At 67.7% G+C, this 25,041-nt stretch carries 29 protein-coding genes; 21 read left to right on the top strand and 8 right to left on the bottom strand.

The features are described from left to right. Window positions 1-2 precede the first annotated feature (2 nt). Window positions 3-1,514, top strand: a complete 1,512-nt coding sequence (locus ACK4IU_RS13795; RefSeq protein ID WP_409736178.1) for a phage portal protein — start codon at window positions 3-5, stop codon at window positions 1,512-1,514. 14 nt (window positions 1,515-1,528) lie between these two features. Here ACK4IU_RS13795 and ACK4IU_RS13790 read toward each other — a convergent pair whose 3' ends face one another. Continuing rightward, window positions 1,529-1,927, bottom strand: a complete 399-nt coding sequence (locus tag ACK4IU_RS13790) for a PIN domain-containing protein (protein ID WP_409736176.1) — start codon at window positions 1,925-1,927, stop codon at window positions 1,529-1,531. Beyond that, window positions 1,924-2,172, bottom strand: a complete 249-nt coding sequence (locus ACK4IU_RS13785; protein WP_409736174.1) for an AbrB/MazE/SpoVT family DNA-binding domain-containing protein — start codon at window positions 2,170-2,172, stop codon at window positions 1,924-1,926. The genes ACK4IU_RS13790 and ACK4IU_RS13785 overlap by 4 nt, the downstream gene beginning before the upstream one ends. A 60-nt stretch (window positions 2,173-2,232) precedes the next feature. Here ACK4IU_RS13785 and ACK4IU_RS13780 point away from each other — a divergent pair, with 60 nt between their 5' ends. The 8 genes from ACK4IU_RS13780 to ACK4IU_RS13745 all read left to right on the top strand — a co-directional run bounded on the left by ACK4IU_RS13780 (window position 2,233) and on the right by ACK4IU_RS13745 (window position 7,180). Continuing rightward, window positions 2,233-3,570: a S49 family peptidase gene (locus ACK4IU_RS13780; RefSeq protein WP_409736172.1), complete on the top strand. Its 1,338-nt coding sequence runs from the start codon at window positions 2,233-2,235 to the stop codon at window positions 3,568-3,570. Between the two features lie 81 nt (window positions 3,571-3,651). Then, entirely contained in the window at window positions 3,652-4,032 is a 381-nt protein-coding gene (locus tag ACK4IU_RS13775) for a head decoration protein (protein ID WP_409736170.1), read from the top strand. A 49-nt stretch (window positions 4,033-4,081) separates the two neighbouring features. Further along, entirely contained in the window at window positions 4,082-5,107 is a 1,026-nt protein-coding gene (locus ACK4IU_RS13770; RefSeq protein ID WP_409736168.1) for a major capsid protein, read from the top strand. 11 nt (window positions 5,108-5,118) lie between these two features. Further along, the gene (locus ACK4IU_RS13765; RefSeq protein WP_409736166.1) at window positions 5,119-5,433 is read left to right on the top strand and encodes a hypothetical protein; all 315 of its coding nucleotides are present in this window, start codon (window positions 5,119-5,121) and stop codon (window positions 5,431-5,433) included. Next, entirely contained in the window at window positions 5,430-6,059 is a 630-nt protein-coding gene (locus tag ACK4IU_RS13760) for a DUF6441 family protein (RefSeq protein WP_409736164.1), read from the top strand. The genes ACK4IU_RS13765 and ACK4IU_RS13760 overlap by 4 nt, the downstream gene beginning before the upstream one ends. Before the next feature lie 63 nt (window positions 6,060-6,122). Beyond that, on the top strand, window positions 6,123-6,380 hold the full coding sequence (locus tag ACK4IU_RS13755; protein WP_409736162.1) for a type II toxin-antitoxin system ParD family antitoxin: 258 nt from the start codon (window positions 6,123-6,125) through the stop codon (window positions 6,378-6,380). Continuing rightward, window positions 6,380-6,724 (top strand): type II toxin-antitoxin system RelE/ParE family toxin, encoded by a 345-nt coding sequence (locus ACK4IU_RS13750; protein WP_409736160.1) that lies wholly within the window; start codon window positions 6,380-6,382, stop codon window positions 6,722-6,724. Before ACK4IU_RS13755 ends, ACK4IU_RS13750 begins: the two co-directional genes overlap by 1 nt. Before the next feature lie 33 nt (window positions 6,725-6,757). Next, window positions 6,758-7,180, top strand: coding sequence for an acyl-CoA transferase (locus ACK4IU_RS13745; protein ID WP_409736158.1), 423 nt, complete (start codon window positions 6,758-6,760; stop codon window positions 7,178-7,180). A gap of 56 nt (window positions 7,181-7,236) precedes the next feature. Here the strand turns inward: ACK4IU_RS13745 and ACK4IU_RS13740 are convergent, their stop codons facing one another. Further along, a complete protein-coding gene (locus ACK4IU_RS13740; RefSeq protein ID WP_409736212.1) occupies window positions 7,237-7,437 on the bottom strand; it encodes a hypothetical protein in 201 nt (66 codons plus the stop codon). Between the two features lie 45 nt (window positions 7,438-7,482). After that, window positions 7,483-7,926, bottom strand: coding sequence for a thermonuclease family protein (locus ACK4IU_RS13735; protein ID WP_409736156.1), 444 nt, complete (start codon window positions 7,924-7,926; stop codon window positions 7,483-7,485). A 76-nt stretch (window positions 7,927-8,002) separates the two neighbouring features. Between ACK4IU_RS13735 and ACK4IU_RS13730 the strand changes: the two genes are divergently transcribed. From ACK4IU_RS13730 to ACK4IU_RS13720, 3 genes are all read left to right on the top strand, one after another. Continuing rightward, window positions 8,003-8,941, top strand: coding sequence for a phage tail tube protein (locus ACK4IU_RS13730; protein ID WP_409736154.1), 939 nt, complete (start codon window positions 8,003-8,005; stop codon window positions 8,939-8,941). Window positions 8,942-8,943: 2 nt separating this feature from the next. After that, on the top strand, window positions 8,944-9,381 hold the full coding sequence (locus ACK4IU_RS13725) for a hypothetical protein (protein WP_409736152.1): 438 nt from the start codon (window positions 8,944-8,946) through the stop codon (window positions 9,379-9,381). A 98-nt stretch (window positions 9,382-9,479) separates the two neighbouring features. After that, the gene (locus tag ACK4IU_RS13720; RefSeq protein ID WP_409736150.1) at window positions 9,480-9,623 is read left to right on the top strand and encodes a hypothetical protein; all 144 of its coding nucleotides are present in this window, start codon (window positions 9,480-9,482) and stop codon (window positions 9,621-9,623) included. On the opposite strand, the gene ACK4IU_RS13715 is transcribed toward ACK4IU_RS13720, so the two are convergent. Together ACK4IU_RS13715 and ACK4IU_RS13710 are read right to left on the bottom strand one after the other, a co-directional pair. Further along, window positions 9,613-9,993 (bottom strand): type II toxin-antitoxin system VapC family toxin, encoded by a 381-nt coding sequence (locus ACK4IU_RS13715; RefSeq protein ID WP_409736148.1) that lies wholly within the window; start codon window positions 9,991-9,993, stop codon window positions 9,613-9,615. The genes ACK4IU_RS13720 and ACK4IU_RS13715 overlap by 11 nt on opposite strands. Next, window positions 9,993-10,205 carry an AbrB/MazE/SpoVT family DNA-binding domain-containing protein gene (locus ACK4IU_RS13710; RefSeq protein ID WP_409736146.1) on the bottom strand — a complete coding sequence of 71 codons (213 nt, stop codon included), beginning with the start codon at window positions 10,203-10,205 and terminating at the stop codon, window positions 9,993-9,995. Before ACK4IU_RS13710 ends, ACK4IU_RS13715 begins: the two co-directional genes overlap by 1 nt. A 69-nt stretch (window positions 10,206-10,274) precedes the next feature. Here ACK4IU_RS13710 and ACK4IU_RS13705 point away from each other — a divergent pair, with 69 nt between their 5' ends. From ACK4IU_RS13705 to ACK4IU_RS13665, 9 genes are all read left to right on the top strand, one after another. Then, window positions 10,275-12,716, top strand: coding sequence for a phage tail tape measure C-terminal domain-containing protein (locus tag ACK4IU_RS13705; protein ID WP_409736144.1), 2,442 nt, complete (start codon window positions 10,275-10,277; stop codon window positions 12,714-12,716). Continuing rightward, complete coding sequence (locus ACK4IU_RS13700; protein ID WP_409736142.1) at window positions 12,716-13,342, top strand: TIGR02217 family protein; 627 nt, start codon at window positions 12,716-12,718, stop codon at window positions 13,340-13,342. The genes ACK4IU_RS13705 and ACK4IU_RS13700 overlap by 1 nt, the downstream gene beginning before the upstream one ends. Continuing rightward, entirely contained in the window at window positions 13,339-14,223 is an 885-nt protein-coding gene (locus tag ACK4IU_RS13695) for a DUF2163 domain-containing protein (RefSeq protein WP_409736140.1), read from the top strand. The genes ACK4IU_RS13700 and ACK4IU_RS13695 overlap by 4 nt, the downstream gene beginning before the upstream one ends. After that, window positions 14,220-14,666 (top strand): NlpC/P60 family protein, encoded by a 447-nt coding sequence (locus ACK4IU_RS13690; protein ID WP_409736138.1) that lies wholly within the window; start codon window positions 14,220-14,222, stop codon window positions 14,664-14,666. The genes ACK4IU_RS13695 and ACK4IU_RS13690 overlap by 4 nt, the downstream gene beginning before the upstream one ends. A gap of 9 nt (window positions 14,667-14,675) precedes the next feature. Continuing rightward, window positions 14,676-18,674: a glycoside hydrolase TIM-barrel-like domain-containing protein gene (locus ACK4IU_RS13685; protein WP_409736136.1), complete on the top strand. Its 3,999-nt coding sequence runs from the start codon at window positions 14,676-14,678 to the stop codon at window positions 18,672-18,674. Between the two features lie 11 nt (window positions 18,675-18,685). Continuing rightward, entirely contained in the window at window positions 18,686-20,608 is a 1,923-nt protein-coding gene (locus ACK4IU_RS13680; protein WP_409736134.1) for a DUF2793 domain-containing protein, read from the top strand. A gap of 33 nt (window positions 20,609-20,641) precedes the next feature. Continuing rightward, entirely contained in the window at window positions 20,642-20,950 is a 309-nt protein-coding gene (locus ACK4IU_RS13675; protein ID WP_409736132.1) for a hypothetical protein, read from the top strand. A 70-nt stretch (window positions 20,951-21,020) separates the two neighbouring features. Further along, the gene (locus tag ACK4IU_RS13670; protein WP_409736130.1) at window positions 21,021-21,695 is read left to right on the top strand and encodes a YcbK family protein; all 675 of its coding nucleotides are present in this window, start codon (window positions 21,021-21,023) and stop codon (window positions 21,693-21,695) included. Continuing rightward, a complete protein-coding gene (locus ACK4IU_RS13665) occupies window positions 21,692-21,937 on the top strand; it encodes a hypothetical protein (protein WP_409736128.1) in 246 nt (81 codons plus the stop codon). Before ACK4IU_RS13670 ends, ACK4IU_RS13665 begins: the two co-directional genes overlap by 4 nt. A 353-nt stretch (window positions 21,938-22,290) precedes the next feature. Here ACK4IU_RS13665 and ACK4IU_RS13660 read toward each other — a convergent pair whose 3' ends face one another. Further along, on the bottom strand, window positions 22,291-23,520 hold the full coding sequence (locus tag ACK4IU_RS13660) for an McrC family protein (protein WP_409736126.1): 1,230 nt from the start codon (window positions 23,518-23,520) through the stop codon (window positions 22,291-22,293). A gap of 86 nt (window positions 23,521-23,606) precedes the next feature. Then, window positions 23,607-25,041: AAA family ATPase (locus ACK4IU_RS13655; RefSeq protein ID WP_409736124.1), on the bottom strand; the 1,435-nt coding region annotated here is incomplete at its 5' end.

Below are 25,041 nucleotides of genomic sequence, written 5' to 3'. Positions count from 1 at the left end.
CGATGGTCTTCGACGCCTTCCGTTCGCGGCTCGGGTCCATCATCGGCGGGTTCGACGCGGCGCAGTCCCATCGGCGCATGCGCGGGTTCCGGGCCACCCGTGCCCATGTGAACACGCTGATCGCGGCCTCGGGCGAGACGATCACCGCCCGGGCACGCTGGTTGGTCCGGAACAACGGATATGCCGCGAACGCAGTCGATGCTTTCGCCAACCATGTCGTCGGTGACGGCATCAAGCCCTCGTCGAAGATCGCCGATGCCGCGAAGAAGGAGGAGCTGCAGAAGCTCTGGCTCGCCTGGACCGACGAGGCCGATGCCGAGGGTCTGACCGACTTCTTCGGCCTGCAGCGTCGGGCGGCGCGAGAGGTGTTTCTGGCAGGCGAAGTCTTCCTGCGCATCCGCACGCGGCGGCCGGAGGACGGCCTGACGGTGCCGATGCAGCTGCAGATGCTGCCCTCGGAAATGCTGCCGCAGGACATGACCCGCGTCCTGCCTGGCGCGGGATCGATCCGGCAGGGCATCGAGTTCGATCGCCTAGGGCGACGCGTGGCCTACCACTTCCTGCGCCGCCACCCGGGCGACATGACCGATCCGGGCCTCGCGGGAGAGACGGTGCGGGTTCCAGCCTCCGAGGTGATCCACATCCTCGACCCGGTCGAGGCGGGCCAGCTGCGCGGCGTGTCGCGCTTTGCGGCGGCGGTGGTGAAGCTGTTCACGCTGGACCTCTACGACGACGCCGAACTGGAGCGGAAAAAGACAGCGGCGATGTTCGCGATGTTCATCACCTCGCCCGCCCCGGAAACCGCCCTCGATCCGGCCGAGGACGATCTGGAGGTGGAACCGGGACAGGTGGTTCGCCTCGATCCCGGCGAGGACGTGACGACGCCCTCTACGCCAGACTCGGGCAGCACCTATGAGCCCTTCCAGTATCGCACGCTGTTGCAGATCGGCGCGGCGCTGGGCGTGCCCTATGGCTATCTGACTGGTGATACTGCGAAGGGGAACTTCTCGAACACGCGGATCGCGCTCGTCGACTTCCGCCGTCGTATCTCGGCTTTCCAGCATTCGGTGATGGTCTATCAGCTCTGCCGTGCCGTCTGGACGCGCTGGATGGAGATGGCCGTGCTGGCGGGCGCCATCGACCTGCCGGGCTATGCCACGGAGCGGCGGCAATACCTCGCCTGCGACTGGCTTCCGACCAAGTGGGACTGGATCGACCCGGCCAAGGATGCCGCTGCCGAAATCCTGCAGATCGAGGCCGGGCTGAAATCCCGCACGCAAGCCATCGCCGAACGCGGCTACGACGCCGAACAGGTCGACCGTGAAATCGCCGCCGAACGCAAGCGCGAGGCGGAGTTGGGACTGGACTTCCGGCGGCCGGGGTCGCCCGCGCAGGCGGCCGGTGGCGGCACCGGGCCGAGTGATGTCGAAGGCCAGCAGCAAGGTCGGCAGACCAACGATGACGAGGAGGTCGATGAAGAGGACCAGGAACCGCGGCCGGAGGACGAGGCTTGACCCCTCCGCACCCGTCAGCCCTCGAGCAGGTCCACACCGGGAAGCCGGGCCGCCTTGCGGTCGAAGGTCACCAGGCTCTCCGCCCCGACGCGTCGGCCTGCAGCCGCGATCATCAGATCGGCGAACCCGAAACCCTGATCGCGATAGGCGTGAAGCACTGCGCCGACATCGTCGCTGGCCTCGACCTCAAGTTCGGCCGCAGCCAGCAACCCCTCCAGCGCGGACGCTATCTCACCCCGGCTGTGGCGATAGGCCCGCTCCAGCACCCAGACGAGTTCGACCAGCACCTCTCGGGCGACAAATCCGGGGCTCTCGACGGTCAGCCCGGCAAAGAAGCGTCGCGCAATGCCGCCCTGATCCGGGTCATCCTGCGTCAGGAACCGGACGACGACATTGGTGTCGATGGCAATCACGCGTCGCGACCCTCGTCCGCCGCGCCGGCGGCAATTGCCTCTTCCATCGCCTCGAGGGTGACCGGCTTCGTACCCTGCCGCCGCAAGAGCCCGGCGAGATCGCTCACCGGCCGGGCCTTCAGAAGCCGCACTTCCCCATCGAGGATCACGTAGCGCACACGGTCGCCGGGGTTGAGACCCAGCGCTGCCCGCACGTCGCGTGGCAGCGTGGTCTGACCCTTGGACGTGACGGTCGATTCCCGCATTGCCGATTCCTTACGTTTTACATGAACGCCTTACCATAGCTGAAGCAGACCTTCCTCGCAATGAACCCGGATCGCACCGTCATGCCCCTGCATCACACCCAGATCGCCCAGCGCGTCTTCAACACGCCCTTGATGGTCGATCCCGCCAAGGCACTGGCCTTCCTGACCGGGCTTGGCCCTCGGATCACGGGGCGGGAGATCAGCGTCGAAGGTTTGGAAATCTCGGCCGAAGATCGGGATGCCACCAACCTCCCTGCCCGAGCGTCACTCTTCGGCGATGACCTGACCAGCCGTCAGGCACGGAACGGCGCCCAGCCCTTCGCCGTCGTCGACGGGATCGCGGTCATCGAGATCGCAGGCACGTTGGTCCATCGCGGGGCGTGGATCGGGCAATCCTCGGGGCTGACATCCTACGAAGGGATCGCGGCCCAGCTGCAGGCGGCGCTTGCCGATCCGGCGATCCGCTGCATCGCCCTCGACATCGACAGCTTCGGTGGCGAAGTGGCGGGGGCCTTTGATCTGGCGGATCGCCTCCGCGCCGCGCGTCAGGTGAAACCCATCCGTGCCTTCGTCGCGGATCACGCCCTCTCGGCCGCCTATGCGCTGGCGTCCCAGGCCGACCGGATCATCCTGCCCCGCACCGGCGCCGTTGGCAGTATCGGCGTGGTGGCCATGCATAGCGACATGAGCGGGGCTCTGGACCAGAAGGGCATCGCTGTCACGCTGATCCATGCAGGCGCGCGCAAGGTCGATGCGAACCCCTATCAGCCCCTGCCCGAGACCGTCCGCGCCCGGATCGCGGGCGAGCTGGAAGACCTGCGTCAGCTCTTCGCCGAAACCGTCGCCGGAGGGCGCGGCCGTCGCCTCGACACCCTTCGCGCGCTGGGCACCGAGGCCGCCGTCTTCCGCGGCGAGGCGGCGGTCTTCGCCGGTCTCGCCGACGAGGTGGCCGATCCGGTCACCGCCTTCCGCGCTTTCGCCGCCGCACCCCGCGGCACATCCACCCCCAGAGGAAAGGGCCCGATGATGACCACTGCCCCCGAAGACGATGCGCAGCCTGCGACCGCGCCTGCTGGCAGCCCCCCGCCGGAATCGGCCGCGCCCACGGCAGTCGCGCCGCCGCAAACCGAGGCGGCCGCGATCTCCCCCGAAGCGATCCGCGCCGAGGCGGCCGAGGTTGCGCAGGTCTGCGCGCAGGCCGCCCGGCTCGGCATTCAGATCGATGCCGCCGATGCCGTCGCCAAGGGTGTGAAACCCGAGGCTCTTCGCGCCAAGGTTCTGGCTGATCTTGCCGCCCGCAGCGATGCCGCGGGCATCATCGCCACCGCTCCGGCACCCGGGGCGAAGGAAAGCCCCATCGTGGCGGCCGCGAAGAAATCGGCCGCCGCCTCGCGCTGACATTGGCGCTGGCCACCGGCGGCATTCGTCGCTGCGCCCTCGCCCCGCCTCCGCATCCCCCAACATCCTGGAGACTGAACCATGCCCGTCCTGACGGAACCGCCCAGCATGGGCGATGTCCTCAAATATGAGGTCAACTCGAACTACACCCGCGAGGTGGTGACGCTGTTGATCGGCACCAACTATCCCTCTGGTGCCGTCCTCGGTCGCATCACGGCCAGCGGCAAATACACCCTCTCGCCCGCGACCGGGGCCGACGGTTCGCAAACCGCGGTCGCTGTCCTGCTCTACCCGGTGAACGCCACGCTGGCAGACGCCGTGGGCATCGTGGTCACCCGTGGTCCCGCTATCGTCTCGCGCGCTGCCCTCGCCTACGAGGCGACGGTCAACGACGCGGCCAAGATCGCCGCGAAGATCACCCAGCTGGCCGCCGTCGGCATCATCGCCCGCGACGGCGTCTGACGCTGCCCACCCGGCCGCGCCCATCCCCTCATCCCCCGGAGCATCCCCCATGACCCTCGTCCGCAATCCCTTCGACGCTGGCGGCTATTCGCTGGCCGAGATGACGCAGGCCATCAACATCCTGCCCAACCTCTACACCCGCCTCGCCCAGATCGGCCTCTTCCGCTTCGAAGGGGTCAGCCAGCGCTCGGTCATCATCGAGCAATACGAAGGCGTCCTGAGCCTCCTGCCCTCCGTCCCCCTCGGCGGCCCGGCCACCGTCGGCACGCGCGAGGGCCGGTCCATGCGGTCCTTCGCCCTGCCGTGGATCCCGCATGACGACGTTGTCCTGCCTGCCGACATCCAAGGACAACCTGCGCTGGGCGGCGCGTTCGATGCGGCCGATCCCCTCGTCGAGGTGATGAACCGCAAGCTGCTGCTGATGCGCCGCAAGCATGCCCAGACCCGGGAATACATGGAAATGAACGCGCTCCGCGGCATCGTGAAGGACGGGGCGGGCACGACGCTCTACAACTACTTCACCGAATTCGGCCTCACGCAGATCTCGGTCGACTTCGTCCTCGGCACCGCGGGCACCAACGTGCAAGGCAAGGTCCGCGAGGTGCTGCGGGCCATCGAGGACAGTCTCCTCGGCGAGGCCATGACCTCGGTCCATGCCCTCGTCAGCCGGGAATTCTTCGACAAGCTGATCGCCCATCCGAAGACCGAGGAGGCCTACAAGTTCTACGCCTCGACCGGTGCCCAGCCGCTGCGCGAGGACGTCCGTCGCAACTTCCCCTTCGGCGGGATCCTGTTCGAGGAATACTCGGGCACCGTCACTCTTTCGACCAAGGCCACCGAACGGCTGGTCCCGGCGAACGAGGGCATCGCTTTCCCGCTCGGGACGATGGACACCTTCACCACCTATGGCGGCCCGGCGAACCTGCTGGAGACCGCCAACACCATCGGCCTGCCGCTCTACGCCCGCCAGCATCTCGACGAGAAGGGCCGCTGGATCGACGTGATGACCGAGGCCTCGATCCTGCCGGTCAACAAGCGGCCCCGGCTGGCGATCCGCCTGCACACGTCGAACTGACGGACCCATCCATGTCCGTCTTCGCCGCCGCCATGGACCGCATCTTCACCCATGCCTCCATGGCGGCCCCGGCCCTCTGGATCTCGGCCACGACCTCCGAGGAACGCCCGATCCGCATCATCCGCCGCGCGCCCGACCGCGTCACCGACTTCGGGGCGGGCCGGTTCGTCAGCGACACGACGGTGGTGGATGTGCGCGTGGCCGACCTGCCCACCCCGCGGCCGGGCGACGTGATCGTCATCGGTGCCGACAGCCATGTGATCCAGGGGGAACCGCTGCGCGACCGCGAACGGCTCATCTGGACGCTGGACCTGAGGCCAGCATGAAGCTGAAGCTGGAAATCAGCCCCGACCTCGCCGCCCTGATGCAGGCCGAAATCGCCGCAGGCGAAAAGGCCGTCACCAACGCCATGCGCGAGGCGGGCGCGGGACTCAAATCCGCCTGGCGGGGCCAGATCACCGGCGCTGGGCTTGGTACGCGGCTCGGCAACTCGATCCGGCTTGCAACTTATCCCAAGGGCAGCGAGAGCCTGAACGCCGCTGCGCTGGTCTGGTCGAACGCCCCGGTGATCGTCGGTGCTCATGACGCGGGGCCGATGATCCGGTCGCGCAACGGGTTCTGGCTGGCCATCCCCACCCCGGCCGCGGGCAAATCCACCCGCGGCCGCCGCATGACCCCCGGCGAATGGGAACGCCGCACGGGGTTGCGCCTGCGCTTCATCTACCGCCGCCGCGGTCCGAGCCTGCTGGTGGCCGAGGGGCGGCTGAATTCGAAGGGCCGGGCCGTGGCGTCTCACTCCAAGACCGGCCGCGGGCTGACCACCGTGCCGATCTTCCTCCTCGTGCCCCAGGTCAAGCTGCACAAGCGGCTCGATCTGGCGCGGGATGCCGAGCGGGCCATCGACGGCTTGCCGGGGCGGATCGTCGCGGGGTGGGTGGAGGGGAGGTTCTGAGCGGGACCGTCGACACGCCAATCGGATTGGCATATATTGCCAATGTCACACTCCGAGACTCCCATGGCCACCCGGAACGTCGTCCTGACCGAAACGCAATCCGACCTCGTCGACCGCCTGGTGGCATCCGGTCGGTATCAGAACGCGTCCGAAGCGTTGCGCGCCGGGCTTCGTCTCCTCGAACGAGAAGAGGCGGAACTTGGCGCGTTGCGCAGCCGTCTGACCGCTGGGCTCGAACAGGCCCGGAGCGGGGATCTGGCCGAAGGCAGCGGCGAAGATGCCATCCGCCGGGCATTTGCCGCTGCGATTGCCAATACCTGATGGCGAAACCCTGGCGTCTGACACGGCAGGCGGAGGCCTCGCTGATCGAGATTGCCCGCTGGACCATCGAGACCTTCGGTCCACGACAGGCGGCGGCCTATGAGGATGACCTGATCTCCACCTGCCGCGAGATCGCCGCGGGCACCGCCCTGTCACAGGATTGCCGTCGGCTCATCGATCCCGATCTGCCCGAGGACCTGCGCTTCGCGCGGGCAGGCCAGCATTTCGTGGTGTTCGTCGAGGAGATCGAGAAGGTGATCATCATCGATTTCCTGCACAGCCGCGCTGATCTGCCGCGACGGCTGGCCAACCTGCCCCTCCCGAAAGGCGGCGGGGAACACTGACCCCGGGCCTGTCCCGGAACCCCGGACCGAGAGATGCCCACCACCCGCGAAACCGTCCTCGCCGCGCTGCACGCGCGGCTGCAACCGCTTGCCGCCCTCACCCTGCGTGACGAGGTGCTGCCCGAGAGGATCCCCGCGGCCGGGCTGATCATCCTGCGCGACGGCCAGCCCGGCGAACCAGAAGTGACACTGTCGCCGCTGCGCTATCACTACCGGCACCGGGCCGAGCTGGAGGTCGTCGTCCGGGAGGGCACCGGCCGGGCCAGCGCTTTCGACGACCTGATCACTTCCATCGGCGCGGCACTTGAGGCGGACCAAACGCTGGGCGGCCTCTGCGACTGGGTCGAACCCGAGGCCCCGGCCTCGGTCGACCTGCCCGTCGAGGGCGCAGCCGCCCTGAAGGCGGCGGTGATAACCATCCTTCTACACTACACCACGACGGGCCCTTTGGCCTGACGGGTGAACACAAGATGCCCGTATGAAAGGGCGCCAGCGGTTTCCGCTCAAGGCCGTCAGGATCTGCGGTTCCCGGCATCGCCGAGGAGCCACAGAAAGAAGATCGCGAAGAACGGCGAGAAGATGAGGCTCAGAAGCACCCAAGCGATGGCACTTCGTCCGCGCGCTTCTGCCATCCGGGCGGGCAACAGGATGAACAGCCACAGCGTGAACCAAAGGGCTGCGAGGCCGAAGAGCAGGGCAAAGAGGCCCTCCATCACGCCGCGAAACAAGCTATGGGGTGCTGGAAATCAGTCCGGAAATTACCTGCAGGTTCCATAATAGCCTCCGGAATACCGGCAATACTCGCGGGCGGCGCCGGAGCGGATCATCTCGGCGGCGATGTCACGACCATCGGGCAGGAAGCACTGGGCGACGAGGCGGCCATAGCGGTCTATGTCGCGGATGGCACAGCGCAGGCGCTTTCCGGAGATCAGCCCGCGCAGAGTGGCGGTGGCGGCTGACCCACCCTGATGGTTCCATTCCGGAGCATCGAGGCCCCAGACCCGAATGCGGCGCGACTGACCGCTGAGGGTGAAGGTATCGCCGTCGAGGATCTTGCTGACCCTGGCCTCGAGGTCGATGGCCACGTCGGCCCGGGCGTCCGGCGCGGCGAAGAGTGCCAGGACTGTCGCGAAGGCTGCGATGAGGAGAAACGCTGGACGATGGCGGCGCACGAGCCGCCCGGCGTGGGAATATGCTGTCATGGCCGCATGATGGCGCAGATCGGGTCGGCCCCGCAAGGCGGCCCATACCAACAGTTCGGGAAATAGGAGACAGGACATGGCACGCGGACACGGCGCGCGGTCGCAGATGGCGCTTGCGTTCGAAACCGTCTACGGCACCCCGCCCGCCAGCGGCTATCGGCTGATGCCCTTCGCCCGCACCACTCTGGGCGCGGAACAGCCGCTGTTGAACAGCGAACTGCTGGGCTACGGCCGCGATCCCCTCGCCCCAATCAAGGACGCCGTCACCGCCGATGGCGAGGTGGTGGTGCCGATCGATGTGGAGGCCTTCGGCTTCTGGCTGAAGGCGGCCTTCGGCGCACCGACCACGACCGGGACCACGCCCAAGACCCACACCTTCCAGTCGGGCAACTGGACCCTGCCCTCGATGGCCATCGAAGTCGCGATGCCCGAGGTGCCGCGGTTCGCAATGTATGCGGGCTGCGTGATGGACCAGTTGTCCTGGCAGATGAACCGCTCGGGCCTGCTGACCGCAACCGCGCGTCTGATCGCTCAAGGCGAGGCCATCGCGGCCACCACGGCCGCAGGCACGCCCACCGCGCTGGGCCTGCAACGCTTTGGCCATTTCAACGGCGTGGTGAAGCGCAATGGCACGGCGCTAGGCAACGTGGTCTCGGCCGAGATCACCTATGCCAATGGCCTCGACCGGATCGAGACCATCCGGAACGACGGCAAGATCGAGGGCGCCGATCCCGGCATGGCGGCGCTGACCGGCCGGATCGAAGTCCGTTTCGCGGACTCTGCCCTCGTCACCCAAGCCATCGACGGCACGCCCTGCGAGCTGGAGTTCGCCTACAGCCTTGGGGCCAATGCCAGCTTCACCTTCACGGCCCATGCCGTCTACCTGCCGGTCCCGCGGATCGAAATCCCGGGCCCCCAGGGCATCCAGGCGACCTTCGACTGGCAGGCCGCCAAAGCCACCAGCCCCGCCCGCATGTGCACCGCCGTCCTCGTCAACACCGTCACGGGATACTGACCATGATCCGACTGAACCTTTCGAACCGGCCCGAATGGCTGGACCTCCTGCCCGGCCTGCGCGTGCTGGTGGCGCCCCTCACCACGGCGCTGATGGTCTCCGCCCGCGCCGATCCCGCCATCGATGGCCTGTCGGAAACCTCCAGCCAGGAAGACATGGCGCTGGCCATGGCCAAGGCCGTCGCGCGCCGCGCCGTGCTGGAATGGGAAGGTGTCGGTGACGAGGATGGCAACCTTATGCCCGTCAGCCCAGCGGGGATCGACGCCCTTCTCGAAATCTGGCCCGTCTTCGAGGCCTTCCAGGCGCAATATGTCGCTCGTGGTCTGATGCTGGACGCGGAAAAAAACGCCTCCGCGCCCTTGCTGACTGGTCCTTCGGCGGGGGCGACGGCTACTGCGCGGCCTGCACGGGCCCCTGCCCCGACTGCCCCGCAAGACTGAACCGACCGCAAACCGTCGAGGGCTGGCAGGTCTGGGACCTGACCCAGCGCCTCGGCGGCCAGCTGCGGATCGCGCCGGGGGCCATCGTCGGGTGGGACATGGGCGCCGCCCTCGCGCTGGCACAGGCGCTGGGCGTCAACGCCCTGATCGCCGCCGAACTGCTGCCCGAGATCGAGGCGGTGATGGTGCGGAAACTGAACGAGCAGATGGCGAGTGCCGATGGTTCCAGCGTCAGGCCCTGACCTTGGGGACCAGCGTCACACCCGGTAGACCCTCGAAATGACTGTCGCACGTCAGGAGGGTCGCCCCCCGCGCACGGGCGGTCGCAAAGACGATGGCATCTGCCGTCGCGAGCCTGTGCGTGCGGCAAGCCTCGGCCGCCTCAAGCGCGATGTCTGTGTCGAGCGGGATCACCTGACAGACCTGCGTGAAGGCGATCACCTGATCCGCCTTGTCCTCGCCGACCTCGCGGGTCAGCCATTTGGCGAGTTCCAGTTGCACCATGGTCGGCACCAGCCAGTCGGCCTGATCCGGCAGGTGCTCCGCCAGCCGGTCGCCCGTGGCCGAACCGATCAGCCATTCGATCCATGCGGACGTGTCGACGAGGACCATCAGAACCGATCCGTCCGGTCGCGGTAGTCGGTTGCCGAAGCCCCGCGGGCGAGGCCCTTCAGCGACTCACGCTTTGGAACCGGTACAAGCAAAACGCCCGTCCCCTTGGGAATGAAAGCGAAGGTCAGACCGGCTTCCCAATGCTGGGCCGCCCTTATCGCCTTCGGGATCGAGATCTGGAACTTCGAGGACAGGGTCGCCGTCTCGGACATGGTCATACGCCTCCGTGATCGATGCTACCAACGTAAGAACGAGACCCCGGAAAAGCAAGGAAAGCTGCAATGGCCGAGAAGAAGGTCTCCGTCCGCCTCGTGGCGGAGGGCGGACGTCGCGTGCGTGCCGAACTGGAAGGCATCGGCGAGGCCGGTGCCCATGGCTTCGGTCGGCTCAGCCGCGAGATGGAACTGGCGAACACGCGGCTGGCCTCCTTTGCGCGCCGGGCCGGGATCGCGCTGGCGGCGGTTTCCGCAGCCGCGGCGGCGGCCGGGGTGGCGATGGTGCGCTCGGGGCTCGCCAACATCGACGCACAGGCGAAGCTCGCGCAGTCGATGCGCACGACCGTCGAGAGCATCCAGACCCTGACCTGGGCGGGGGAGCTGGCGGGCGTGTCGCTGGGCGAGATCGAGCAGGCGACGAAGAAGCTGACCACCCGGCTGTCGGAAGCGGCCAGCGGGTCTGGCGCGGCCGTCGGCGCGCTCCGGCGGCTGAACCTGACGGCGGGGGAACTGCAGTCCCTGCCGCTCGACCAGCGTATCGTCGCCATTCAGGACGCCTTGGCCCGCTATGTGCCCGAGGCCGAACGGGCGGCCGTGGCCTCCGACCTCTTCGGCGACCGGGCGGCGCTCGCCTTCCTGCGGATCGACAGCGCGACGCTGCGCGACGCCGCCCGCGACGTGCAGGACTTCGGGGTGGCCGTCAGCGCGGCCGATGCGGCCCAGATCGAGCGGACGGGCGACGCCATCGCGCGGCTCAGCCTGATCTGGACCGGCCTCGTGAACCGCCTGACCGTGGCCGTCGCCCCGGCGCTGGAGACCATCGCCACCAAGCTCGCCGACATGGCGCGGGCGACCGGCCCCATCGGGCAGGCGATCACGGCGCTCTTCGACAACCTCGGGCGACTGGCCACCCATGCCGCGACCTTCGCCGCCGTGATGGCTGGGCGCTGGGTCGCGGGGATGGCCGCCGCCGCTCTCTCCGTCCGGGGCCTTGCCACCGCTCTGGTGTTCCTGCGCGGCGCGCTCATCCGCACCGGCATCGGGGCCCTGATCGTCGGCGCGGGCGAGCTCGTCTACCAGTTCTCGCAGCTCGTCGCCCGCGTCGGCGGCGTGGGCGAGGCGTTCCGCTTGCTCGGCGAACTGGCTCGCGAGGTCTGGTCACGCATCGGTCTCACGCTGGACGCAGCGCTGGCGCGAATGGCGGCCGGATGGGAGGGGCTGAAGGCTGCGGGTCTCTCGGCCATTGAGGGCACCATCGCAGGCGTGGTCAGCTTCGGCGACCGGACGGCCGCGATCTTCCAGGGGGCCTATGACGCGGCGGTGGCGATCTGGGGCAGTCTGCCCGGGGCCATCGGCGACTTCGCCTTCCAGGCGGCGAACGGTCTGATCTCGGGCGTCGAGGCGATGCTGAACGGCGTCGTCACCCGCATCAACAGCTTCATCGAGACGCTGAACGCGGCCCTCGCGCTGCTGCCCGAATGGGCGATCGGCGAAGGCGGTGTCCGGATTGGTATCCTCGACCCGGTCGAACTCGGTCGCGTCGGCAATCCCTTCGAAGGCGCGGCAACGGCCGCAGGGGCCGCGGCGGCGGATGCCTTCTCGGCAGCGCTGTCGCGGACCTACCTCGAGCCGCCCGATCTTGGGCTCGGTGCCATGGCCGACGACGCCCGCGCTCGGGCCGATGGCTATCGCGAGGCGGCCGGGATGCTTGCTGACGCTGCCGGTCGGCCGCTCGCCAGTTGGCAGGCGCTGAAGGATGCAGTGACGGGCACGGGGGCAGAGGCCGAGACCGCGCTGGCGGACGCCGCTGCTGCGGCCGGGGCATTGGGCGGAGAACTGGACGAAACCGGCGGGGCGGCAAGTCGCGCCGGAGCGGCCGGACGACAGGCAGGGGCTGATACTGCCGCCGGAGCCGAGCACGCGCTGACCGGTTGGCAAGCCGTTACGGCGGCCCTCGCCGACTACGCCGCCAAGGCGCGCGACATTGGCTGGGACGTCGGCAGCGCGCTGGTGGGCGCGTTTCAGAGCGCCGAGAACGCCATCGGCGACTTCGTGAAGACCGGCAAACTCGACTTCCGCGAACTGGTCACGTCGATGATCGCCGATCTGGCCAAGCTCGCGGCCCGCCGCTTCATCCTCGGTCCCATCGCCAATGCCCTTTCCGGCGCGCTGGGCGGAGCGGGCGGGATTTTCGCGAACATCCTGCATGCGGGCGGGATGGTCGGTGCCCCTGGTCCCGGACGCATGGTCCCGGCGCTGGCCTTTGCGGGTGCCCCGCGCATGCACAACGGTGGCTGGGCCGGGCTGCGGCCCGACGAGGTGCCAGCGATCCTGCAACGCGGCGAACGGGTGCTCTCGCGCCGGGAGGCGGCAGGGTACGGCCAGGCGGGTGGCTCGACTGTCAACGTCACGATCAACGCCCGCGACGCCGAGAGCTTCCGCCAGTCCCGCACACAGATCGCCAGCGACGTCGCCCGCGCCGTGTCGCTGGGCCGAAGGGGGATGTGATGGCGTTTCACGAGGTCCGGTTTCCGGACAACATCAGCCGCGGGGCGCGCGGCGGTCCCGAACGGCGCACGCAGATCGTCGAACTGGCGAGCGGGTCCGAGGAGCGCAACGCGAGCTGGTCCAACTCGCGCCGCCGCTATGATGTGGCCTATGGCATCCGCCGCGCCGACGATCTGGCGGCGGTCGTCGCCTTCTTCGAGGCCCGCAACGGCCGCCTCCACGGCTTCCGTTTCAAGGACTGGGCCGACTTCAAGTCCTGCCTGCCCTCGCAGACGGTGGGTCCGAGCGACCAGCCGATTGGCACCGGCAACGGGTCGGCCACGCAGTTCCAGCTGACCAAACGCTATACCTCCGGCGCGCAGTTCTGGACCCGAACCATCAACAGGCCCGTCGCGGGCACCGTGACCATCGCGCTGAACGGCACGCCCCAGGCCTCCGGCTGGTCGGTCTCCACGACCACCGGCCTCATCACCTTCACCACAGCTCCCGCCGCAGGCGTCGCCATCACCGCAGGCTTCGAGTTCGACGTCCCCGTCCGCTTCGGCACCGACGCCCTCGACGTCACCCTCGACCTCGAACGGCTCGGGTCGATCACCTCGATCCCGCTTCTGGAGATCCGCACATGAAGTCCCTGAACCCCGCGCTGCAGGCGCATCTCGACGATGGCACCACCACCCTGTCCTGGTGCTGGCGCATCACCAGAGCGGACGGCGTGACCTTCGGTTTCACGGACCATGACCGGACGCTGTCGTTCGATGGCACCGAGTTCGAACCCGAAAGCGGGCTGACGGCGTCAGAGGTGCGGTCGGGGTCGGACCTGTCGGTGGACGCGCAGGATGCCCAAGGCGTGCTGTCCTCCGACCGGATCACCGAGACGGACATCCTCGACGGCCGATGGGACAATGCCGAGGTCGAGGTCTGGCGGGTGAACTGGGCCGATACGAACCAGCGCGTGCTGATGCGGCGCGGTGCCATCGGCCAGATCCGGCGCGGGCGGCTGGCCTTCGTGGCCGAGGTGCGAAGCCTTGCCCATGTGCTCGGCCAGACGGTCGGGCGGACGTTCCAGGCGAGTTGCGATGCCGCGCTGGGCGACACACGCTGCGGCGTGAACCTTGATGCCCCGACCTTCAAGGGCACCGGCGCCGTGATCGATGTGCTGCGGGACCGGGCTTTCACCGCTTCCGGTCTCGGCAGTTTCGCGGCGGGCTGGTTTGCCTTCGGTCTGGTGGAATGGTCGACCGGCGCGAATGCGGGGCGGCGGGTCGAGGTGCTGTCTCACGACCTCGTCGATGGCGTGGCGATCCTGACCCTGCTGGAAGCCCCGGTGCGCCAGATCGCGGCGACGGATGCTTTCATGGTTCGGGCGGGCTGCGACAAGCGGATTGCCACCTGCGGGACAAAGTTCGCCAACGTCGCGAACTTCCGCGGTTTCCCGCATATCCCCGGGCAGGACACTGTCCTGCGCTACGCGACAAAGGACGGCGGCCACGAGGGGGCGGTCTTGTGATCGTGCCCGTCCCGACCGCCGATCCGGCCCGCGTCATCGCCGTCGCGCGATCCTGGCTTGGCACGCCCTACCACGACCAGGCGAGCCTGCGCGGGGTCGGTTGCGACTGCCTCGGCCTCGCGCGGGGTGTCTGGCGCGAGGTGGTCGGGCCGGAGCCATTTCCGATCCCGCCCTACAGCCGGGATTGGGGCGAGACCGGGCCGCGCGAGGTGCTGGCGGACGGGGCGCGGGCGATGATGCCGGAAATCGCACCCGCCGATGCGCCGCCCGGCGCGCTGGTCCTTTTCCGCATGATGCCGCGCGCCATCGCCAAGCATGTGGGCATCCTCACCGGCCCCGACACCTTCCTCCACGCCTACGAACGCCTCGGCGTGATCGAGGAAGCGCTGACACCCACCTGGCGACGCCGCATCGCCTTCGCTTTCCTGTTCCCCGCACGCTGAGAGTCTCCCATGGCCACGCTCGTCCTCGGCGCCGTCGGTTCCGCCATCGGCGGGGCGTTCGGTGGCGCGATCCTCGGCTTTTCCGGGGCTGCCATCGGCGGCTTCATCGGATCGACAGTGGGCACGGTCGTCGACAGCTGGATCGTCTCGTCGCTGGCGCCCGCGCAGAAGATCGAGGGCCAGCGTCTGGACAGCTTGCGCATCACCTCTGCCACCGAAGGCGCTGTCATCCCGCGGCTCTACGGCCGCATGCGGATGGGCGGCAACATCATCTGGGCCACGGATTTCCGCGAGGAGACCAGGACCACCACGCAGGGCGGTGGCAAGGGCGGTGGTGGTGGAAAGGTCCGGACGACCGAATACCTCTACTACGCCAGCTTCGCGGTCGCCTTGTGCGAAGGCCCGATCACCGGCATCGGCCGCATCTGGGCCGACGGCAAGCCGATGGACCTCTCCGGCGTCACATGGCGCTGGTATCCGGGGAACGAGACCCAGACAGCCGACCCGTTCATTGCGGCGAAGATGGGGGCGGCCAACACGCCCGCCTATCGCGGCACGGCCTATGTGGTCTTCGAGGAACTGGCGCTGGCAACCTACGGCAATCGCCTGCCGCAACTGTCGTTCGAGGTGTTCCGCCCGCTGGCCGATCCCGACACCGCCGAGGGGCTGGTCAAGGCCGTGACCATGATCCCGGCCTCGGGCGAGTTCACCTATGCGACCGAGGCTGTTCGCAAGACCGTGGGCGCCACGACCACGGTGTTCGGCCAGACCACCGGCGGCACGACCTCGGCCGAGAACCTGAACGCGCTGCCGGATGAGCCCGACATCGTCGTGGCGCTGGATCGCCTGCAGGCCATGGCCCCGGCTGTCGAGAGCGTCAGCTTGGTGGTCGCCTGGTTCGGCAACGATCTGCGCGCGGGCAACTGCACCATCAAGCCCGGCGTCGAGGTGGCGACAAAGGCCACCAGCCCCAAGGTCTGGACGGTCAACGGGGTTTCCCGCGCTGCAGCCCATCTCGTCAGTCGCGACGTTGAGGATCGCCCGGTCTATGGCGGAACGCCTGCGGATTTCGCGGTGGTGCAGGCGATCCAGGAGATGAAGGCGCGAGGCCTGCGCGTCACCTTCTATCCCTTCCTGCTGATGGACGTCCCTCCCGGTAACACGCTGCCAAACCCCTACAGCGCGAATGCCGCGACGCCTGGCCAGCCGAGTTTCCCATGGCGGGGCCGGATCACCTGTTCCCCGGCGGCAGGCTTTGTGGGGACCGCGGACAAGACCACCGCTGCGGCGACGCAGGTCTCCAGCTTCTTCGGCGCGGCCACTCCGGCGCAGTTCTCGGTGTCGGGCGACAGCGTCAGCTGGACCGGCCCCTCGGGCGACTGGGGCCTGCGCCGGATGATCCTGCACTACGCCCATCTCTGCGCGGTGGCGGGCGGGGTCGATGCCTTCCTGATCGGCACCGAGATGCCTGGCCTCACAACGATCCGGTCCAGCGCCAGTGCCTATCCGGCCGTGACGGCCTTCAAGGCGTTGGCGGCTGACGTGAAGGCGATCCTCGGGCCGGGCACCAAGGTCGGCTACGCCGCCGACTGGTCGGAATACTTCGGCCACCAGCCCGGCGACGGCAGCGGCGACGTCTATTTCCACCTCGACCCGCTCTGGTCGGATGCCAACATCGACTTCATAGGCATCGACAACTACATGCCGCTCTCCGACTGGCGTGACGGCTCCGACCACGCCGATGCGCTGGAAGGCTGGCCCGCCATCCATGACCGGGCCTACCTGCAGGGCAACATCGCGGGCGGCGAGGGTTTCGACTGGTTCTATGCCAGCGCGGCGGATCGCTCCGCACAGGTCCGGACCCCCATCACCGACGGGGCCGCAGGCAAGCCGTGGGTCTTCCGCTACAAGGATCTGCGCGCCTGGTGGTCGAACCCGCACTATGACCGACCCGGTGGGGTGGAAAGCGGGACGCCGACGGCGTGGGCGCCACAGTCCAAGCCGATCTGGTTCACCGAGCTGGGCTGCCCGGCCATCGACCGGGGCACCAACCAGCCGAACGTCTTCTTCGATCCCAAGTCGTCCGAGAGCTTCACGCCGCACTTCTCGCGGGGCTGGCGGGATGACCCGATCCAGCGGGCGTATCTCGAGGCGACGTATCTCTGGTGGGGCGATGCCACGAACAACCCGACGTCGTCCGTCTACGGCGGCCGGATGGTCCATGTGCCCGAATGCGCCGCCTGGACATGGGACGCGCGGCCCTATCCGTTCTTTCCCGAACTGACCGGGGTCTGGACGGATGGTCCGAACTGGCGGCTTGGCCACTGGCTGACCGGACGGCTGGGTGCGGTGTCGCTCGCCGCCCTTGTGCGTCACCTCTGCCTGCGCGCCGGGCTGGCGGAAAGCCTGATCGACGTCTCAGGCCTCTGGGGCGCGGTCGAGGGCTATGTGATCGGCGCGCTGGAAAGCCCCCGCGCGTCGATTTCCACGCTGGCACGGCATTTCGGGTTCGATGCCATCGAGACGGAGGGCGCCATCCGTTTCGTCATGCGCGGGCGGGCATCGAGCCTCACCCTTACGGTGGATGATCTGGTCTCCAGCCGGGAAGGCGAGGCCTTTGAGCTGACCCGGGGCCAGGAGACGGAACTGCCGCAGGCGCTGAAGTGGCAGGTTGCCCGCGCCGACGAGGATTATGACGCGGCCCTTGTCGAAGCCCGCCGCATCACCGTGGACACGACGCGGATCGCCTCGGAAAGCTTCCCGATGGCGGTGCCACCCGAGGAGGCGGAACGCCGGTGCCGCCGCGCGCTGATGGAAGCCTGGATCGGCCGGGAAAGTGCCACCTTCCGCCTTCCGCCCTCAAAGCTGGCCCTCGATCCCGCCGACGTGATCCGGCTGGCACATGACGGCCGAGAGGTCGAGTTTCGGCTGGTCTCCGTCGCCGATGCCGAAGCGCGGGGTATCGAGGCCGTCCGGCAGGACCGCGCCGCTTACGACCTCCCGCCCGGCGATCCCCGACCGGCCTCGCTCGCCAGCCCCGTCGTCTTCGGCACGCCCGAGGTGGTGATGCTGGACCTGCCGCAGATTTCGGAGGACCAGCTCGCGCATCGCCCCCTGATCGCCGCCCATGCCAGCCCCTGGCCGGGCGAGATCGCGGTGTTCCGCAGCGCCTCGACGGATGGCTTCAACCTCCTGACCACCTTCGGCGGTCGGGCGCGGATCGGCACCTTGGCTCTCGACTTCTTTCCGGGGCCAACCTCCCGCTTCGATCTTGGCAACGCACTGGCCGTCGATCTTCTGTCGGGCACGCTGGAGAGCGTGACGGACGTCGCACTGTTCGGCGGGGCGAACGCACTGGCGGTCGAGTCCGCAGCAGGTGTGTGGGAGATCGTCCAGGCGGGCAGAGCCGAACTGATCGCCCCCGGCCGGTACCGCCTGACCCGCCTGCTGCGCGGCCAGCGCGGGACGGAGCATGCGATGGGCAATCCCGCTCCGGCCGGCGCGCGCGTCGTGGTGCTGGACGCCACGCTGGCCTCGCTGCCCATTGCCGAGGCCGATCTCGGTCTACCGTGGAACTGGCGCGTGGGCCCGGCCGCGCGCGCTGTCACCGATGACAGCTATGCCGCGCTGGGCTTCACCTCGACCGGGCGGGGCCTTGTCCCCTTCGCGCCGGTCCATGTCGAACAGCCCTGGCGAACGGCCCGCAGCCCGGGCGATCTGACGATCCGCTGGACGCGCCGGTCCCGCGCGCTGGTCGCCGATGCCTGGGAACAGGTCGAGGTGCCGCTCGCCGAGGACCTGGAAAGCTACGATGTCCAGATCCTCGATGGTACCGCCGTCAAGCGCACGCTGACCAGCACCACGACCTCCGTCCTATATACCGCCGCCCAGCAGACTGCCGATTGGGGTGCGCCGCTCGGGCCCGGCCAAACGCTTGTGATCCGCATCTACCAGCTCTCGAACCGCCTTGGCCGCGGCACGCCCGCCTCCGTGACCCTCCAATTCTGACGGGATTTCCGATGTCCGACACCACGACCCACCTGGGCCTGCCTTACCTCCTGGCCGCCCAAGCCCAGAAACATGTCACGCACAACGAGGCGCTGCGCCTGCTCGATGCCCTGGTGCAGCTCTCGGTCCTCGACCGCACGCGCACAGCGCCGCCGGCCAGTTCCGCCGATGGCGACCGGCATCTGGTCGCGTCGGGCGCGACGGGGCTCTGGGCCGGGTGGGATCTGAACATCGCCTTCTGGATCGACGGCGCGTGGATCCGGCTGGTGCCGCGCACCGGCTGGCTGGTCTGGGTCGCGGCTGAGGGGCTGTTCCTCGTCTGGAACGGTGCGGCCTGGGAGGTGGTGGGCGAGCCGCGCGACGTGTCGGACGCGGTCTTCAGACTGGTGAACGATGCGGACCCGACCAAGAAGGCCACCTTCTCGCTGGCGGGCATCAGCGCCGAGACCACGCGCAGCTTCACCCTGCCGAACACCTCGTCGGAACTGGCGATCCTCGCAGGCACCCAGACCTTCACCGGCAACAAGACCTTCTCCGGCACGTTGACCGCCTCGGGCACGGTCACCGTCTCGGCCGCGTCGGCCAGCATCGGCACGGCGACGACGACCGCCACCTATGGGATGGGCACCGGGGCCACGACGATGGGCGTGACCAAGACGGTGAACATCGGCACCGGCGGTGCCTCCGGGTCGACCACCGTCGTGAACATCGGCTCGGCCACCGCCGGGGCGGGCGGGACGACCGTCATCAATACGCCAACCGTCACCTTCGCAAATGCGGTCACGCAGGTCGGCATGCCGCAGGCGAACCTGACCGCGCAGCTTCTGGGCCTCGGCGGGGCCACGGCCGACAGCTTCAACCGTCTGTCGGTGAACACACCGGCAGTTCTGCTGAACAACGCCGGGGCCGGGATCGAAGCCACAGTAAACAAGGCCGCTGCCGGGAACGACGCGGCCTTTGCCTTCAAGACCGGCTTCTCGGCCCGCGCCCTTATCGGGTTGCTCGGGAATGACGATTTCAGCTTCAAGGTCAGCCCGGACGGGTCGGCCTTCTTCGACGCGATCCGCATCGACCGGACCAGCGGCCAGGTGGAACTGCCGCAGCCTACGGTCCTGCCGGGACTGGCCGCTGCGCCGTCGCCTCCACCGGCAGGCAAAGCCGCTGTGTATGCGCGCAGCCGCGCTGGGGCACCGTGGATCGACGTGATGCGCCCCTCGGGGCGGGACTTTCCTTTGCAGCCGCATTTCGGGGTGAACCGGATCGCCAACTGGGCGCCTTCGACCGGCACCACGATCACGACCGAGGGCCTGCCGATCACCTCGGTCGGCACCGTGTCGCACCCGACGCTGGCCGCGACGAACCTCGCGGCCAGCATGCGGCGATGGCGTCTGACCTCGGCGGCCGCCGTGGACTCGGTTGCCGACCAGCGTTCCGCAGGCTGGGCCTGCTGGCGCGGCAATGCGGCTGGTCTCGGCGGCTGGACCTTCGTCACGCGAATTTCGCTGACGACCTTGCAGGCAACGGGCATGGGCTTCTTCGGCCTCTATGGCTCGACCGCCGCGCTTGCCACCACCCTGACGCTGGCCGCCGTCCTCAACTGCATCGGGATCGGCTTCCAGCGCGGGACGCACATCCGCTGGCAACTGGTCGCGAACGACGGCACCGGCGCGCCGACCCTGACCGACATGGGCGCGTCCTTCGCCATCGCCACGGGCGGCGTGCTGACCCTGTTCATCGCTGCGCCACCGAATGGGTCATCCGTCTGGGTTCGCTTTGTCGATGAGGTCTCCGGTGCGGTCTTCGAGCAGGAGATCACCGCCGACCTGCCCGCCGCGACTCAGTTCCTGTCGCCGCGACTTTTCATGAACACCGGCGCGACCGCCGCCGCTGTCGCCTACGACTGCGCCGGCGTCTACCTGGAAACCGACTTCTGACCGACCGCAGCCTGTGGCAATGAAAGGACCATCATGAACGACCAGACAACACTCGCCAACGCGGTCGCGCGGGCCTTTCGGGACCACGGGATCACCGCCGCGCTGACCGCCCTGATCGGCGGCACCCTGGCCCTGATCGCGGCGATCACGCGCAAGGCGTTCACGAACGAGGCCCTGCTGGACCGGCTTGATCGCGAACTCATCACTGAACGCGACCGCACCGACAAGCAGCGCAGCGAAGATCGCAAGGTTGATGGCGACCGCCTCGACCGGATCGAGACGGACATCCGCTCGATGCGCGACATGCTCTTCGACGCCTTCCAGCGCGGCCGATCCGACTGAATTTCCTGACCCTTGGCAACCGACACCCCACCCGCCCCAGAGGCGGGTTTTTTCATCTGGAGGATCCACCATGCCGACCCTGTCCTACCCCCACTGGCGCGATGTGCCCGCCAACACATGGCGCTGGCCGAACTTCTCGGCCGCCGAGATCGCTTGCCGCGGCACCGGCGCGATAAAGATCAACACGGAAGCCATGGACAAGCTACAGGCCCTGCGCGACCGGCTGGGCAAGCCGCTGATCATCCGCTCAGCCTACCGCAGCCCGGAACACAACCGTGCCGTGGGCGGGGCCCCTGCCTCGAAACACATGCAGGCCACCGCTTTCGACATAGCCATGGCGAACCACGATCCAGCGGCCTTCGAGGCGGCGGCGCGGACGGTCGGGTTCCTGGGGTTCGGATACTATCCCCGCTCCGGCTTCATGCACATCGACCTCGGTCCCGCCCGGTCCTGGGGCGATCCCTTCCCTGCGCGGCCCGTCCCCTTCGCGCCGGAACTGCCGCCCGCGCGCGAAGTCCTGTCGGAAAGCCGCACCCTGCGTGGTGGCGGCGCGGCTGGCGCGGCCACCGTCGGCGCGGCCGGTGTTGAAGTGCTGCAGGACATCCTCGCCGAGACCCAGTCCTCGATCCAGCCGCTGGTGCCCTACCTCGACACCCTGCGCTGGGTGCTGATTGCCATCGCGCTGATCGGCATCGCCATCACCATCCACGCCCGGCTGGACGACTGGAAGCGGGGCCAGCGGTGATCGGCTGGCTCCTCACCCATGGCCCGGCGCGCAAGGCGCTGGGCCTTTTCCTCGCCGCGGCAGCGATCCTGCTGTTCCTGATGAACCTGCGTCGCGCCGGTGAACGCGCCGGGCGCGCTGCCGAACGGCTTGAAGCCAGAGAGAGAAACGATGCTATCCTCCGCCAGATGCTCGACGCCGCCGCCCGCCGCCCTCCTGATCGCGATGCTCTGGCTGAGCGCCTGCGCGACGGCAGGTTCTGACACCAGCGCGCCATGTCCGCCCGTCGTCGAGTACACCGCTGCTGATCAGGTGCGGGCCGCCAGCGAGGTCGAGGCGTTGCCGGAAGGGGCCGTCATCGTCAGGATGCTCGGCGACTACGCCGTGTTGCGGGATCAAGCGCGGGCGTGCAGTTGAAATCCGGGCTGGACAAAGCCCCCCACGCGGCAAGCGCCAGACGCCTCGACCGCAGCGCATTGCCCGGCCCGGACGATAAATTCACGGTGTCAACGAGCGGCAGCGGGGCGCTGCTGGTCGATGATGGCAGTTGCGGTCATTCCAGTCTCCTGCCGCGATGGGCACAATTGTGCACCTGCCATCGGCGTGCCCTTCGCCCTCACGGTTCTGCGGCGGACATTTCTTCGATGCCAGTCAGGATCCGGCCACGAATGCGGTCCACAAGGTCGGCACCGGTGGAGATGTCAAAGCTCGCCGTTTCCAGCAGCGTTTCCTGACCCGTCACCCGGAACCGCGCACGGATCCCTTCCTCGGCACAGAGGCCAGCGTGGTGGGGATAAAGCAGCGTCAGCCGCGGGGCCTTGTAGAGGTGGGCATAGGCCATCATCTGATAGACATCCGCCTGGGAGACCCCTTGCTTCGGATCGTCGATCCGGTCGGAAATCCGTTTCCACTTGGTGTCGATCACATGGGCGACCTGACCAGCGCGCCAGATCAGGATGTCGGGCTTGGTCTGGAACACCGCCCGATCATCCTCAATCGACGTCAGACAGAACAGGCGGCCACCCTGCAGCGTCACTCGGAATTCGGACCCTGCAAGTGCTCGCGTCACCAGACGGCCGATGTACTCCTCGAACAGGGCGTTCATCTCGAACAGCAGTGCCGATCCCTGCCCCGATCCGGCGCTGGTGGTCTGGTATCGGTTGCGCAGGAACAGCTGAGCCATTCCAAAGAGTTCCTGCCACGCGCTGTTCGTGCGGTCGATGACAACATCGTCCCACCGCAAGGCGGGGAGTTGTACCTCCGCAACCTCGGCATAGACGAAGGCCAGTTCCCTCAGCCGCTGCACGTTCGTCGCGTTGCGCGACATGCCCGCCAGATGCGCGATGGTCGCCTTCATGATCCGGTTGATAGCGATATCCTCGGACAACTCGTCATATCGGCACGCGAGGCGGCCCGGGTTGGCGAGATGGCGGGTGAACTGGCGCGGGATATCCAGCGATCCCCGCAAAGTCGGCAGATCGTCGTCGTGGAGGGTATAGCGCCGCGGCATTCCTCGGCGAACCGCCTCGGTCAGCTTGTCGCAGAAGATGCGGATCAGGATCTCCAGCAGCGTTTCTCGCTGCCAGTCGAGGTCGGTCATGCGTCCGGTCTCGATGTTCAGGTTGAGGGCCACCGCGAGCATGTGAACAAGGCGCTTGCGGATTTCACCCGTCTCTTGCGCCGAGCCTTCCTTTTCGCCGACGTCGATCTTCGGCAGGATTTCCAGCGTGCAGCCCGGCACCGCCAGAACGCCAACCACCCCGCGCGCTCGTAGGTCATGGCGCCGATCCTCCAGCACGCCACCGCCACCGCGCCCGGCGAAGGGAGATGCCTTGGCCAATGCCACAAGGCGCTGGGCAAGATGCGGCGGAATGCATCCCTTTCCATCGCCATGGGGCACAGCCTCCCATTCGCGAACGGAGTATGCGGACATCAGGCCGCGAACTCTGAGAGGTCGAACCGGTCCTTCACCCGCCAGCGCAGTCGCTCGCCGCTGAAATCATCCGCGGCAATTCCCGGCGGCGCCGTCAGGCGGCGCGCCTCCAGAAACCGGGACGGCCCCTGCGGGCCATCGCCCAGAACGGCGGCGACCTTGGACCAATCCTCGTAGAAATACTCGGACAGGAGCGGAATGACCTTGTGCCGCATCACGTCCTCGACCATTTCGGCAGACTTGCAGCCCGTGAAATAGGCGTGCCCGATCTGGTGTTCGCGGTCGAAGAGATACTCGATGCGGTCGTTGATCGTGGCCAGCAGCTTCTGCAGGTTGATCCCGCCGACATTCGGGGACAGAACCGCCGGGTTCGGCATCAGTTCCTTGAAGGTGAACCGACGGCGCAGGGCGGTATCCAGCAGCGCAATCGAGCGGTCGGCCGTGTTCATGGTGCCGATGATGTGCAGGTTGGGCGGCACCCCAAAGCGCTTTTTCGAATAGGGCAAGGTCAGCTGGATTTCGTCGCGCCGCCCGAGGCGCTTGTCCGATTCCAAGAGCGTGATCAGTTCGCCGAAAACCTTCGAGATGTTGGCGCGGTTGATCTCGTCGATGATCAGGACGAAGGGGCGAGCGGTCGATGTGGGGTAATCTCGCCGCTTGGGAAAAATTGCGCCTTCAAGACCGTCCCAGTCAACGCGTTCCGTCATGCCGTAAAGCGGCTGAAACGCACTGAAGCTTTCCGGATAGAACTTCGGGCGTTCGAGACCCTTCGGATCCTGCCAGAGCCATTCGACCCTGCGGGAGTGTGGCGTATCTTCAACCTCGGCGGCACCGAGATCGGGGCGATATTCGTAAGGACCAACGACCCGCCCCACAGCCACAGCCCGGTTTTTGCCTACTGTCAGAATGACATAGTCGCCGATCTCCATCACTGAGCGGAAATACCAGGTTCCGCTCACACTTGCATGCTGACCGGTTGCTTCTGGATGATCTTGCTGCCAACGGACCTTGATCGCCTCGAATTGCTCGAAGTCGGGCGGTGACCAGTCAACTCGACCGCCAAACAGCCAATAGATTCTGCTGCTCCTGATGGCGTGATCGAAGCCCGAGCGCCAGTTGTTGCCGATCATGCTGAGCTTGAATACGCTTTTGCCCCGATCAAGCCATGGGGAACTATCTTCCCCGACATGATCGAGGCGAGCACGCTCGCTGATCGTCTTGAATACCCCTTCGGCAGGTTCCAAACGAAACCCTGCGCGGCGTGAATCAGTGTTCGTCGAAGTGTCTTCCCCTGCATGGCCGGTATCGGGCCTCTGAACCGCGCCGGGTTTGCCGGAGGCTCCAACTCCTGAGTAGGATGGAGCATCATGAGCAAGACAACGAACAAGTTTTCCCCTGAAGTGCGCGAACGCGCCGTGCGGCTGGTCCTCGACA

Origin of the sequence: Tabrizicola flagellatus (assembly GCF_046295235.1) — a bacterium.
GTDB classification, from domain to species: Bacteria; Pseudomonadota; Alphaproteobacteria; order Rhodobacterales; family Rhodobacteraceae; genus Tabrizicola; species Tabrizicola flagellata_A.
This window is presented reverse-complemented; position numbering and strand designations above follow the sequence as displayed.